Origin of the sequence: Arenimonas sp., assembly GCF_019459675.1 — a bacterium.
Lineage (GTDB): Bacteria > Pseudomonadota > Gammaproteobacteria > Xanthomonadales > Xanthomonadaceae > Arenimonas.
The window spans coordinates 1-11,490 of record NZ_JAIBFH010000412.1; the positions used below are offsets into that span (position 1 = coordinate 1).

The window sequence follows — 11,490 nt, forward strand, 5'->3', positions numbered from 1 at the left end:
CCCCCGCGCCCGCGCCGCCCCGGCCGCCGTGATTACCCCGCCAACCCCGGCCGATTTCGCTCTTTGTGGTCTTTTGCCTCCAATATCTTATCTGGCTCACTAACGCGGCCGACGGCTGCAGTCGGCCAACGCGTTGATTCAGGGTAAGAATTCACCCGATGGCAATCCGTCCACGGCTTGGTAGGATGCCGCTATATGCTCATATCAACCACGAATAGGCGTTAGGCCTCAGACCATGCCGCAACCGAAATCAACACACGATTCGCCACCTTGGTGGTCCGGCCCTGGCAGATTCCTGTGGGGCACACTCCTTTATCATCTCGGTCGTGTCGCCATACATTTCGGAACTCTCTTTATCGACCCTACGGTCACGGCGGAGCCAAGTGACCGAAATCGAACCAGTTGGGTCGGGCTGGTTTTGCTGGTGATGATTGGCGTCGCATTTGCGATTGCCCTGGTTGACCGGCCTGCGTGATCTGGAGGCAGCAGCACTTGCAATGCGCGCTTTTGCGGCTTAGCGTCCGGCCTAACTATTCATTCAAGCCGACGCCTTCGGCGCGGCTTAACTCAAGGCGTTAGGCCCGTGGAGTTCTAAGGTTGCTTCGGCCCGTTCGCGGGTCGTTGTCGTTTATAGGCTTCGGAGAGTTCGTTGGGTGAGTCCTCGCCGCCCGCGCACCGAGCATCCGGCGCAGGGGAGCTCAGGCGTGCCGCATCGGCCCCTCGCGTAAACCGATCACCTGGGCGGCCACTACCGTCTCCGTCGCGGCACCTCGAGGCGCGGGCACGGTCATCCGGCTTCGCATCAGCTTGTGTCGTGTACGGGGGCGCGGGTTTCGCGCCTTGCTCAGGCCGGGCGTCCGCACCCGGTCATGCATCGGAGGCTTGCAGGTCGGCGGGTCCCGCCGTAACGTCTGGGCCTAACTAAACGTTCGAGCCGACGCCGGGAAGCGGCGATTCGAAACCCAAGTGTTCACGGCCGGCGACGGCTCAACTTAGGCGTTAGGCCATGTTGCGACCACTCGTCCTGATCCTTATGGCCTTGCCGGGCTGTTCTATGAAAGCAGCAACAAGCCCATATTCTCCGATGTCTACGGAGGCGTACTTCCACTCTTGGTACGACGGCAACTTCTCGCACACCGTTTGGGGCATTGGCAAAATGTCAGCCTCGCGCGGGGAGGCATTCGTCTTCTGCGGGGAGGAACGTATCGCAGTCAGACCTATGTTCGACACTCACGCTTCAGCAGGCCTGGAGCCAGGGCCCGGCCGGAGTCAATCGGATGCGTCAAGGCATAACGTGGGGCTTTTTGCCAGATTCGCCAACGCGGGCGCTCCTTGCCGGTTCCCGGAACCGAGTAAGCCGGGGCCTAACCAATCATTCAAGCCGAACCCACTGCGTGGGTCGGCTTAACTCAGGCGTTAGGCCTCAATTGGAGTTCTTTTGGTATGTATAAGTTTATCTTTCTGGCTGCCACCCTTGCGCTTTCGCTTTCCGCCTGCTCCACCAATAGCGACGCTCGTTATGTGACGCGATTGGATGCAACCACCGTTCAATCTGCGCAGATGTCCTTTCAGCGAATGTCCGAAGAACTACCCCAGAACAAGAAGCAGGAGCTCGTCATGGCAATGATTGCCATAAACTTGAGCGGTGTTGGAAGTGCATATGACGTGGTCCGGAACGCGGAGCTTCAGTCACCGTCGATCGGACGGATCAAGGACCGCGTGGCCGGCATGACCGCTGAGGAGATCATTGCGTACGCCGCTAATGTGTCGACCGTTAAAATCGAGGCCCAGACCCGCTAAGGCCTAACTAATCATTCAAGCCAACGCCTCTGGCGCGGCTTAACTCAGGCGTTAGACCTTAAAAGCAACGTAGCATCGGAGACGGCATGCCCATTTTCCCCGTAGTACTGACAGTCGTTGGCGGCTTGTTATCGATTACCGGCATATTGATGGTTGTGGGTAGTCTGCTCTCAGCGCATGGCCGCGGCCAGAAAATTGCTTTTCGTTTCTGGGCACCACCAGAAATGCTTGTGGGGCGCGAGCTCTCCCAGAACCGCCTGGGCTTTTCGCTCTCCGTCGCGGGCACTCTGGTGGTCTGCGTGCCCATCTACCTTCTGTGGCCTAACTAATCATTCAAGCCGACGCCTTCGGCGCGGCTTAACTCAGGCGTTAGTCCGCATGACCAACATCCGCTTCCGAGCCTCGACCATTGCCGATTTCCACAGTATGCTCGAAATCGAGATTGCTGCCGCGACGCTCTTTCCAACTTCGGTACTGCCCGAGGACGTTGGGCGCTCTGGTTCGCCGGAGGAGATCCGAGCGGCTATTGGCGCCGATCTGGCCTGGGTGGCCGATGCGGAGCAAGACGGTGTAGTCGGGTTCCTCGTCGGCGAGACCGTCGGGACCGCGATGCACATAGTCGAGATGGATGTACTGCCATCCCATGGAAGACGAGGTATTGGCGGCCTGCTACTCGAACACTCTGTCGCCCAAGCCAGGGCGATGGGTCTCCACGAAATCACGCTCACTACCTTCCAGAACATCCCGTGGAATGCGCCGTTCTACGCGAAGCATGGATTCAAGGTCGTATGCAGTGTCAACCACTATCCCCACCTTGATCGAGCCTTGAGGCGTGAGGCAGCACTTGGACTGGCAGAACGCATTGCCATGTACCGCAATGTGGCCTAACCATTCATTCGAGCCGACGCCTAGCGGCGCGGCTCAATTCATACGTTAGGCCTCAGGAGAACTTATGCAGCAGTCCCTCAAAAGCATCGCCGCTGGAGTCGTGTCAGGCGTACTCACTTATGCCGCGTCCATCTACGCGCTCGGTTTCACCAATGCCTTTGTCATGCCGCATGGTTTTCCTGTCGTGTTCTGGGATGCAGCAGTGGTCTTCGGACTAGGCGCTATGCTTGTGGCATTGCTGATTCACCTGCTCGCACTTCGGGTGTTTGGCGCCAGCGTCATGCTTGCGTTCACGGTTTTTGCAACAACGGCAGTTGTAGCCCTGGCGGCGACGGATCTGCTGATGCATGGTGGTAAAGCCCTTGCAGCGTGGTCGATCGGCGCCTTCCTGGCATCGGTGGCCCATAGCCGGCTCAGGTCTAACAATTCATTCAAGCCGAACTCGCTTCGCGGGTCGGCTTAACTCAAGACGTCAGGCGTGAGAACTTGGCCTTCATTCCGGGAAGATGGGACGATCGTCGGCTTTGACGTGAGCAGCACCTTCATTTCAATGCGCGCAATCAAGTCACTGCTCTGCTCGGTTCCTGGCGTGTCCGACGTAAGGCGGCAGCATCGATCGGATGACCGCATTGCCTTCCAGTTCAATGGCGCCATGTGCACGGTGCACGAGATGTTCGGGGACAACAGCCGATATTGGATTAGTTCCAATAACGTCAATGAGAACGCTGTAGACATGGCACCCATTCATGATGTGTTCGCGGCCCTTAGCTCTTGGTGTATATTTCTTGAGTGGCTCGCTTGGGTTGCGGCCGCATTGGCGATCTTTTTCCTCGTCTGGTCTTGGGTGTAAGCCTCCAAGCCTAACTAATAATTCAAGCCGAACCCATTGCGTGGGTCGGCTTAACTCAAGGCGTTAGGCCTCAAATGACCCTCCGTTCGCACCTGGTAAGGATTCAACGCAATTTTGTTGCTGCGGTCCTTATCTGTTGGCTCGCCAGTGTCGTAGGCTTTCTTCTCACTCGGCCGTCTTCGGCGGTCCTGGTGTTCATCGCGGCAGCAGCGGCCGTTATTGCTTCGGGTGTTTACCTGTACATTTCTGCTCGCTGCCCAATCTGTGACGCAAAGCTTTGGCTCTCGCTCCAAAAGTTGGCACCATTTGGTTCGCTCCGGCCGCGGCTCAATCACTGTCCTTCGTGCGGTGTCCCCGCCGGTGACTCGGCGGAGGCCTAACTAATCATTCGAGCCGAACCCACAGCGTGGGTCGACTTAACTCAAGGCGTTAGGCACCGCGTAACCACAATGCTTGCTCAAATGTTCGCCATCGCGATTGTCATCCTTGCAGTGCTCGGGCCAGGGTTCTTCCTGTGGCAATTCGCACGGAGGCGCGGGGACGTCGCGGCGAAATTCGCATGGACGATCCTCGTCGCTGCGGTTCTTCTGATTTTGTGGCTGCTGTTTTCCAACGGCTCTGGTGCAACGCCCCAAGAACGAATTAGTCAGTTCATCGGTGCCTGGTCCATCATGTTCATGGCAACCGGTCTCGTTGTCATCGGCAGTGAGGTACTCAAGATGATCAAGGGAAGCAAGCGCCCCCGATCAGATGAGTAAGGCATCACGGGGCGGTGGCTAACAATTCGTTCAAGCCGAGACCGCTTCGCGGCTCGGCTTGCGTGCTAGCGTGTAGCACCCCGCCGTTCCGCAAAGCGGTCCGCCTTAACTCAGGCGTTAGGCCGCGCAGGGCAATCACGCGAAGCTTGAGCCACTCAGGAGGACTTGTATGCCAGATCTCAATGCAGTCTTCGCCGAGCTCAAGGCAATCATGGCGCCGTACGCTGCCAAGCTCGATCCAAAGAAGGACGACGAATCCGAGCTGTACCTCGACACCAAGCACATTCAGAAGAACAAGAAGCCGTTGTTCTTCGGAGCGGTTCAGATCAAGAAGTCCTACGTCAGCTTCCATCTTATGCCGGTATACCTCAAGCCGGAACTTCTGGAAGGGTTGTCGCCTGGCCTCAAGAGTCGAATGCAGGGCAAGTCTTGCTTCAACTTTGCCGAGGTAGACAAGCCACTGTTTAGGGAGTTGGCGGCGCTCACAAAGGTTGGACTCGCGAGCTACAGGGAACAGGGCTTTGTATAGTGCAGTGATGGGCAATACCTCTGCGTGGCTGGGACGGCCTAACCCTCTACTGTCGCCTGCTTAGCTCAAACCTCAAGCGTCCAAGAGCGCGGCGCAATAGGTTCGAACGCGGGCTCGCGTGTCACGCCACGCGCAGCTCCAAAGCAGTGAGCGTTGGCCCCACACGACCATCACGCGCGTTACGGACTGGGCTGCCGGCTCGGTCCGGGCTAAGTCCGACTGGCCTGTGCGGCCTATCGTTGGCGGCCGGTGCGCCACGCCTCGTGGCCAAGACCTCCTCGCGCTTGCGGTTACGCGACCGGTGGCTTAGCGTTGGCCTAACCAATCATTCAAGCCGACGCCTTTGGTGCGGCTTGACTCAGGCGTTAGCGGCCCAAGGAGAAAGCGAAGTGATCCGGACGACCCTCTCCGCGCTTCTACTTTGCACGGCTTGCGCCAGCCTTGCGGAAGAACCCAGCAAACCCTCGTTCAAAGCTCCGTCTCTTGGCGAGGCCGCAGCGATCGGAACCGACCTCTCCAAGCCCATCGCACTTGAGCTGGAGATTCCGCTGCGAGGCCCGGTCAAGGACTTGGCTCCTTTGGTTGCGTATCTCCGTTCTGAGGGCTTCGACTTGGTTGCTGAAGTCAATCCACCGCCGGGCACGCCTGGCGATATGCAGTCGCTTGCCTTCAAGGCTCGGAAACACGGAGTGCTAGCCAAGGATGCGATCGACCGGTGGGCGCGAGAGGTGCACCCCTTGGTACCTGAAGGTCTACGCGAGAACTGGAACTTGCGTCAGGCCCCGGCCGGAAGCTAACTAGTCATTCAAGCCGGCGCCTTCGGCGCGGCTTAACTCAAGGCGTCAGGCCACTTCGTAGCATGGGGCGTTCGATGAGCATGCTTTCCAACCTCTTACTCCTGGCTGTCGCGTCACTCACTCTCTCGGCGTGCGGTTCCGGCGCGGCCTCAGCTGGCCTGAGCATCCCGCATCCAGATGACGCATCGAAGCAGGTCGAATACTTCATTGAGCGGCCCGGAGGCCAGGGCCCGTGGCAAACCATTGTGCTGCTTCACGGGCACCAAGATGGAAGCCGGCCCGGAGGCAAGGATTTTGTCGACTGGGGCGTGCTCAAGAATATGGCCAATCGTGGCTATCTCGCTGTCGCGGTCTCGCAGCCAGGCTATGGCAATTCATCCGGTCCGGCGGATTTCAGCGGGCCCTTCACCCAGCATTCGGTTTCTGCGGTTATCGCGAAGGTACGTGCAGATGGATTGGCGTCTCCCGAAAAGATCGTTATTCAGGGTATAAGCCGTGGCGCGTTGGCAGCCGGCCTTGTGGCGGCACAAGACCCTTCCGTTTCGGGGCTAGTGCTCATTTCTGGTGTTTATGATTTGCCGGCTTACATCACAGACTCCCGTGCCGGCCTAGAAAAGGCGGCCGTTGTCGCGTCGATCATCGCTGAGACTGGAGGAGCGTCTGACGCACTGATGGCTCGGTCCCTCTTGCGTCCTGATGTAGACATCAAGGCGTCCCTGCTGATTCTTAATGGTGCAAAGGACGATCGGACCGATCCTGATCAGGCTCGGGCATTGGCTCGTCAAATCGCACGCGGAGGCGGTAACGCCCGAGCAATTATCTACCCTGATTTTGGTCACAAGATCCCAATTGATGTCCGGAACAAGGACATCGATCCTTTCATCGATGAAGTGCTTGCCACATCTAGCCGCTGAGCAAGCTTGGCCCAACAACGGGTTCCAGTGGACCGCTCTCGCCCTAAGCGCTCTGCCCGCCGCTGAACCTGAGCGTTAGGCGCCGAGGGAAACTGCGTGGACATTCGCGTTGACAGGCTGGAACGCCCTGCGGTTCTCGCGTTACTCCGTGAGCATCTCGACTCCCTGGCGCCCCCCGCACCTGCGGATAGCCCCCATGCTCTGGACCTGAGCGGGCTCCGTGGTCCTGACATTCCTTTTTGGAGCATCTGGGACGGTCACGTTCTGGCTGGATTCGGCGCGCTCAGGCATTTGACGGAGTCGCACGCCGAGGTTGAATCCATGCGTACTGCCGCCCCTCATCTACGACAAGGTGTGGCCTCCAGGATGTTGCAGTGCATTATTCAACAGGTGGCCGTACGCGGCTACTATCGCCGAGTTGGCGCCCAACAATTCATTCAAGCTGAACCCGTTGCGTGGGTCGGATTAACTCAGGTGTTAGGCAGCTCGGGAGGATCATCGCGCGTGCAACAGGCCATCGCCCATGTCTCGCTACTAGTCCGTGACTACGATGAGGCCCTCAGCTTCTACGTGAACACATTGGGCTTCCTGCTGCTCGAAGACTCGCCCCGCCCCGAGGAAAACAAGCGCTGGGTCGTGGTGACACCACCAGGCAGCTCGGGCGCCTCGCTCCTGCTGGCCCGTGCCAGCACACCAGAGCAGCTCACCTTGGTCGGGAACCAGACCGGCGGCCGGGTCATTCTCTTTCTCCAGACGGACGATTTTTGGCGTGACTACAATCGCTTTGTTGCGGCTGGCGTCCGCTTCGTTCGCCCGCCTGCCGAGCAGGACTATGGCACCGTGGCCGTCTTCCAAGACCTCTATGGCAACCTCTGGGATCTATTGCAGTACCACTGGTCGGTTCCTTGCAGGGCGGAGCCGCCTAACAATTGATTCAAGCCCAACCCACTGCGTGGGTCGGGTTAAATCAAGGCGTCAGGCCTGCGAAAGTTACTTCCAGCACCTTGTTAGCGTCCCGATTTCACAATTAGCCTGCACTCCAATTTCTCCCAGGTGCAATCAACATGTCTACCGCAGGTCATCGTCCGTGGTGGGTCTATCTGTCGGCTACGATTGTCCTTGTGGCATTGCTTTGGGCTGGCTGGTCAGATTTCACACCGAGGGTCCCGCGAGAGCTGGTGCAGGAGACGATCCGGAGCACGATCCGACAGACAATTCAAATCGCTGTTCAGTTCGTAGGGCCGGCCCTCCTCATCGGCTTTCTGGCAGCTGAACTGCTCGCTTTTTTCAAGTCTAGGCGGAAGGCCTAACCAATCATTCAAGCCCACGCCTTCGGCGCGGCTTAACTCAGGGCGTCAGGCCTCATGACCAGCAGCACGCATACCAAACTACTGGCGGATATGCTCGGATCGCATGGACTGGAATCCCGTATCACTACTCGACTCGCTGACCACGCGCAGGCCACCATCAGGATCTGGCCATATGCCGTCAGCCAGAATCGCGCTAAGACCAACGAGCCGCTCCAGCGGGTATCGGATTCAGGCCGATATGAATCGCCGCGCGATCATCAGAGGACACACGTTCTGGTGTTGCCTTCGACAATAGATGTTTACGATCAAGCAAGACGCATAGTCTTCGAGAATCCTGTATTGGCGCTTGGAGAAGCGCGGGTCCGCGTCATGATTGAGCCGCTTCCGCTGGCAGACATCACAGCCCTCTTTCTTGCGTCTCGAGTTGAGTACTGTCTTGCCCTTGGCCTGGTGCTTGATGACGCCTAGCTGCTCATTCAGGCTGGTACAGTTTCGCGGCCTGGCTTGAATCGGGCGTTAGGCCGTGTGTTGCGCCTTCCAGAGCTCAGCATCAGGAGTAAGGGAATGATGTGGTTCCGTGCCTATCTCGCAATCGTGGTGGTTTTGCCTTGGCAGTGGCCGCATTTTTCCGCGGCATGATGTTCTTGGCCCCATATCTCCTCTGGGCAAGCGCGAATGCTGGCGGCGACCCTAGAACTTTGCTGTTGGGCAAGGTGAGGGCGGGTCGCTGAGTCACTGTGGATGGTGGCCGCAAGGCTTGTTAGGGCAGTGTTGGCATCGCCGGTTCGCAAAGGTAGAAAGTTTGCGGGCTGTGGTTTTCGGCCAAGCAGCATCGGGCGGCGGCAACTGCCTAACCACTCATTCAAGCCGACGCCATCGGCGCGGCGTAGCTTAGGCTTTAGGCGGCACCGTAACGTTCCCGCCTTCTGGAGTTCCAATGTCTGGTCCCGCACGCGCCGGCGTCTTCATCTACGCAAAAGACTTGTCTCGACTCGCTGGGTTCTATGAGTCGTTGCTGGGAATGTCCCGCGCCCACACGGCGGCCGATCTCGTGGTTCTTTGTTCTCCGGACATCCAGCTGACCTTGCATGCCATTCCGGCGGCAATTGCCGCATCCATTTCCATATCCAGTCCTCCGGAGAAGCGAGAGGACGCTGCCCTTAAGTTCTTCTTCACGGTGCCAAGCATTGCGCAAGCGGCGGCCAGAGCGCCCGCCTTGGGCGGCGAGGTCTTGCCTGATCAATGGCAGGGACCGGGATTCCGCGCCTGCAACGCGACTGACCCAGAGGGCAATATTTTTCAGGTGCGTGAGAGTGGGGCCTAACGATTGATTCTGGTTTGAATCCCGGTGAGCTGCGCCTTGCCGCCGTCGGAATTGATTCATTTGAGATTGGCTGTCCGCTTGTGCCTCTGCTGGAATATTCCGGCTACCAGTATCGCGGGGAATATGGCATCCCCCGCAGGCACTACCTTGTTCGCGGCACTCAGCGGCGCACCCATCACCTGAACATGCTCGAGCAAGAAACCGGCGACGGGGCGCGGCATATCCGCTTCTGCGATCGGCTGCCTGGAACGGTGGTTATGGCAGTTTCTCGCCGGTGCGGCAATCGGTTCCTTCCTGGACTGCCGTCCAAGACCCCAGGGTGTCGCATAATGGTCCGATCATGCCGGGATTGCTTCGCAGGTTGGGTCCAATCCGGCGTCCGGCTTCAGTTTCCGAAATGGACGTGACCATGTACAGCGCAGCGTTTATCTTTGAGGCTGGTCAGTACGATCAGGAATTCCATCGCCTCAATACGCTTATCGACGCCGTGGCCAAGTCGCTGCCTGGTTTTGTCGGCGTCGAGTCGTGGAACGCAGCCGACGCGCAGAGGCGCAACGTCACCTACTACTGGCAGGATCTGGAAACGCTCAAGACGTTCTCGACTCACCCTGCCCACCAAGAGGCCAAACGAAACTACGCCAAATGGTACAAGGGCTATCATATCGTCGTGTCCCAGGTGGTGCGTTCCTATGGCGACGGTGCGTTCGAGCATCTCACTCCGAATCAACGCCAAAGCGCGACCTGATGACGCGTTCGAAGTGGACAAGACGCGCACCTGCCCTTCGCCAGTTCAGCCTGGGGGTCAGGCCTGAGCTTGGATCGACGAAGACCCATGGATAGATCTCAATCAGCTCGAGTTCTTCTTGGCGCAAGCATCTTGTATGTGATTGCGTTCTATTTCATTGGTGCCTCGGTAAAGCCCGGCTATTCCCAAGTTTCCAACTTCGTCAGCGAGTACAACGCGACGGGGACGGCTTGGGCATCCGCACTTACCTATGCAGGCTTTGCCGGCACTAGCGCGATGTTCGCCTGGTTCCTGGTCGTGGCCGCGCCAATCACGCAGGTGTCTGGCGTAAGCCGCCTGGGCTACTGGCTGCTCTGGTCGATCCCTTTCTCCTACTTTGTAGGCGCCGTTGCCCCTTGCGATGCCGGCTGCCCTTTCGAGGGCTCAACGAGCCAAGACCTGCACAACGATTTTTCCGTGCTGGCCTACTTCGGGATGGGGCTCGGGATCGCTCTGGTATCACTTGCCGCGGGCTTCAGGATGTTCAAACTGCGGCGCACTTTCCTGCTGCTGACAGGTTTCGCATTTCCGCTTGTTTTCAGCCTGATGATCCAGCCCGACGTTGCGCCATGGCGGGGCTTGTTGCAGCGGTCCCTGGATGCCGCGATGGCGGTATCACTGGTTCTAATGGCCATTACGATCTTTGCGAAGGGCCAGCAGTCATCAAGGGATGTGGCCTGACCCTCCGACCCTGGTTTACCATCCGGGCTGCCGGACCGACGCCGCTGGGCGGCGCTTCTTAACTGCAGGTGATAGGGCTCATGTCGACGATGGATAGCAACCAGGACAGCAAGTCTTTTCGCTGGTGGTCGGCTCCGCTCCTGCTGATGGGCGCGGGATTGCTCACGGGCGCGGTGGGTACGGGTTCCACTCACCACCTTCTGCTCGGCAGCGGGGCGCTGCTGGGGGGTGTTTTCGCGTTTCGTCACAACCTGATGGATCTGTCCCCGAAGGGTCTGGATCCCAATGAGGTCGGCGTGGGCTGGCTGGCGCTGCTTGCCGCATCCGGACTTCTGGTCCTGGCCGCCGCCATCGTTTCTTTCGGTGCGTGAGCCCTGGTAACGGGCTAAAGCCGAACCCGGTTCGCAAGGCGTCTACATCAAGGATTCCCGTGCATGAATAGGTCCAGCCAGCTCGAGCACTACAAGCAGCAGATGGCGAGCAGAGGGGTTAGTGGCGCTACCGCTTTTCCACCGGCGTGGCATGTTTTCTGGTCGCTGGGCGTCAAGGTTCCGCCGCCTCCGTTCCTGGGGTTTGCGTCGCTGGCGCTGATTACGGGCGGCCTGTTCGGCTCGCTGTTCGGGTTTATCGCCTGGCTGCTTGGTAACCGCGGTATCCGGGAAATGCCAGCAGCGGAGGCGGCCTGGGTCGCGCTGATCACCGGCACGATATTCGGGCTGATCATGGCGGCGTACTATCGTGGCCTGGCGCGCAAGCATCGGCTGGGCTCCTGGGCCGCATTCCCGGACTCGCAGCCGGGCACCTGACCCGTCGTCACGGCCGACGCCGCGTAGTGGCGTCGGCTCAGCCCAGGGC

At 58.9% G+C, this 11,490-nt stretch carries 16 protein-coding genes and 1 pseudogene; all 17 read left to right on the forward strand.

Translation table 11 applies throughout. From position 1 onward, the window contains the following. The first annotated feature begins 1,443 nt into the window (after positions 1-1,443). The 17 genes and pseudogenes from K0M70_RS13595 (at position 1,444) to K0M70_RS13675 (ending at position 11,441) form a co-directional block, all read left to right on the forward strand. Positions 1,444-1,800 carry a DUF6694 family lipoprotein gene (locus tag K0M70_RS13595; RefSeq protein WP_290782819.1) on the forward strand — a complete coding sequence of 119 codons (357 nt, stop codon included), beginning with the start codon at positions 1,444-1,446 and terminating at the stop codon, positions 1,798-1,800. Positions 1,801-1,886: 86 nt separating this feature from the next. Further along, positions 1,887-2,129, forward strand: coding sequence for a hypothetical protein (locus tag K0M70_RS13600; RefSeq protein ID WP_290782820.1), 243 nt, complete (start codon positions 1,887-1,889; stop codon positions 2,127-2,129). 49 nt (positions 2,130-2,178) lie between these two features. Then, positions 2,179-2,688: a GNAT family N-acetyltransferase gene (locus K0M70_RS13605; protein ID WP_290782822.1), complete on the forward strand. Its 510-nt coding sequence runs from the start codon at positions 2,179-2,181 to the stop codon at positions 2,686-2,688. 64 nt (positions 2,689-2,752) lie between these two features. Then, positions 2,753-3,151, forward strand: coding sequence for a hypothetical protein (locus K0M70_RS13610; RefSeq protein WP_290782823.1), 399 nt, complete (start codon positions 2,753-2,755; stop codon positions 3,149-3,151). Between the two features lie 66 nt (positions 3,152-3,217). Next, positions 3,218-3,538 carry a hypothetical protein gene (locus tag K0M70_RS13615; RefSeq protein WP_290782825.1) on the forward strand — a complete coding sequence of 107 codons (321 nt, stop codon included), beginning with the start codon at positions 3,218-3,220 and terminating at the stop codon, positions 3,536-3,538. A 461-nt stretch (positions 3,539-3,999) separates the two neighbouring features. Further along, positions 4,000-4,296, forward strand: a complete 297-nt coding sequence (locus K0M70_RS13620) for a hypothetical protein (protein WP_290782827.1) — start codon at positions 4,000-4,002, stop codon at positions 4,294-4,296. Between the two features lie 169 nt (positions 4,297-4,465). Then, positions 4,466-4,825 carry a hypothetical protein gene (locus K0M70_RS13625; RefSeq protein ID WP_290782829.1) on the forward strand — a complete coding sequence of 120 codons (360 nt, stop codon included), beginning with the start codon at positions 4,466-4,468 and terminating at the stop codon, positions 4,823-4,825. A gap of 389 nt (positions 4,826-5,214) precedes the next feature. Then, positions 5,215-5,622 (forward strand): hypothetical protein, encoded by a 408-nt coding sequence (locus K0M70_RS13630; RefSeq protein ID WP_290782830.1) that lies wholly within the window; start codon positions 5,215-5,217, stop codon positions 5,620-5,622. Positions 5,623-5,696: 74 nt separating this feature from the next. Beyond that, positions 5,697-6,536 (forward strand): alpha/beta fold hydrolase, encoded by an 840-nt coding sequence (locus K0M70_RS13635; protein ID WP_290782832.1) that lies wholly within the window; start codon positions 5,697-5,699, stop codon positions 6,534-6,536. A gap of 96 nt (positions 6,537-6,632) precedes the next feature. Continuing rightward, positions 6,633-6,944, forward strand: a pseudogene (locus tag K0M70_RS13640) (GNAT family N-acetyltransferase); the annotation flags it as partial. A 96-nt stretch (positions 6,945-7,040) separates the two neighbouring features. Beyond that, entirely contained in the window at positions 7,041-7,469 is a 429-nt protein-coding gene (locus K0M70_RS13645) for a VOC family protein (RefSeq protein WP_290782843.1), read from the forward strand. A 431-nt stretch (positions 7,470-7,900) separates the two neighbouring features. After that, on the forward strand, positions 7,901-8,314 hold the full coding sequence (locus K0M70_RS13650) for a hypothetical protein (protein ID WP_290782834.1): 414 nt from the start codon (positions 7,901-7,903) through the stop codon (positions 8,312-8,314). 469 nt (positions 8,315-8,783) lie between these two features. Beyond that, positions 8,784-9,170, forward strand: coding sequence for a VOC family protein (locus K0M70_RS13655; RefSeq protein WP_290782836.1), 387 nt, complete (start codon positions 8,784-8,786; stop codon positions 9,168-9,170). Between the two features lie 409 nt (positions 9,171-9,579). Next, positions 9,580-9,915, forward strand: coding sequence for a DUF4188 domain-containing protein (locus tag K0M70_RS13660; protein WP_290782844.1), 336 nt, complete (start codon positions 9,580-9,582; stop codon positions 9,913-9,915). Between the two features lie 87 nt (positions 9,916-10,002). After that, a complete protein-coding gene (locus K0M70_RS13665) occupies positions 10,003-10,635 on the forward strand; it encodes a DUF998 domain-containing protein (RefSeq protein WP_290782838.1) in 633 nt (210 codons plus the stop codon). 80 nt (positions 10,636-10,715) lie between these two features. Beyond that, the gene (locus K0M70_RS13670; RefSeq protein WP_290782839.1) at positions 10,716-11,006 is read left to right on the forward strand and encodes a hypothetical protein; all 291 of its coding nucleotides are present in this window, start codon (positions 10,716-10,718) and stop codon (positions 11,004-11,006) included. 63 nt (positions 11,007-11,069) lie between these two features. Then, on the forward strand, positions 11,070-11,441 hold the full coding sequence (locus tag K0M70_RS13675) for a DUF6404 family protein (protein WP_290782841.1): 372 nt from the start codon (positions 11,070-11,072) through the stop codon (positions 11,439-11,441). Positions 11,442-11,490 lie beyond the last annotated feature (49 nt).

Bases quoted from the DNA above. Each gene is read 5' to 3' on its own strand.
- K0M70_RS13595 (WP_290782819.1), top strand. From the start codon at position 1,444: ATGTATAAGTTTATCTTTCTGGCTGCCACCCTTGCGCTTTCGCTTTCC.
- K0M70_RS13600 (WP_290782820.1), top strand. From the start codon at position 1,887: ATGCCCATTTTCCCCGTAGTACTGACAGTCGTTGGCGGCTTGTTATCG.
- K0M70_RS13605 (WP_290782822.1), top strand. From the start codon at position 2,179: ATGACCAACATCCGCTTCCGAGCCTCGACCATTGCCGATTTCCACAGT.
- K0M70_RS13610 (WP_290782823.1), top strand. From the start codon at position 2,753: ATGCAGCAGTCCCTCAAAAGCATCGCCGCTGGAGTCGTGTCAGGCGTA.
- K0M70_RS13620 (WP_290782827.1), top strand. From the start codon at position 4,000: ATGTTCGCCATCGCGATTGTCATCCTTGCAGTGCTCGGGCCAGGGTTC.
- K0M70_RS13625 (WP_290782829.1), top strand. From the start codon at position 4,466: ATGCCAGATCTCAATGCAGTCTTCGCCGAGCTCAAGGCAATCATGGCG.
- K0M70_RS13635 (WP_290782832.1), top strand. From the start codon at position 5,697: ATGAGCATGCTTTCCAACCTCTTACTCCTGGCTGTCGCGTCACTCACT.
- K0M70_RS13650 (WP_290782834.1), top strand. From the start codon at position 7,901: ATGACCAGCAGCACGCATACCAAACTACTGGCGGATATGCTCGGATCG.
- K0M70_RS13655 (WP_290782836.1), top strand. From the start codon at position 8,784: ATGTCTGGTCCCGCACGCGCCGGCGTCTTCATCTACGCAAAAGACTTG.
- K0M70_RS13660 (WP_290782844.1), top strand. From the start codon at position 9,580: ATGTACAGCGCAGCGTTTATCTTTGAGGCTGGTCAGTACGATCAGGAA.
- K0M70_RS13665 (WP_290782838.1), top strand. From the start codon at position 10,003: ATGGATAGATCTCAATCAGCTCGAGTTCTTCTTGGCGCAAGCATCTTG.
- K0M70_RS13670 (WP_290782839.1), top strand. From the start codon at position 10,716: ATGTCGACGATGGATAGCAACCAGGACAGCAAGTCTTTTCGCTGGTGG.
- K0M70_RS13675 (WP_290782841.1), top strand. From the start codon at position 11,070: ATGAATAGGTCCAGCCAGCTCGAGCACTACAAGCAGCAGATGGCGAGC.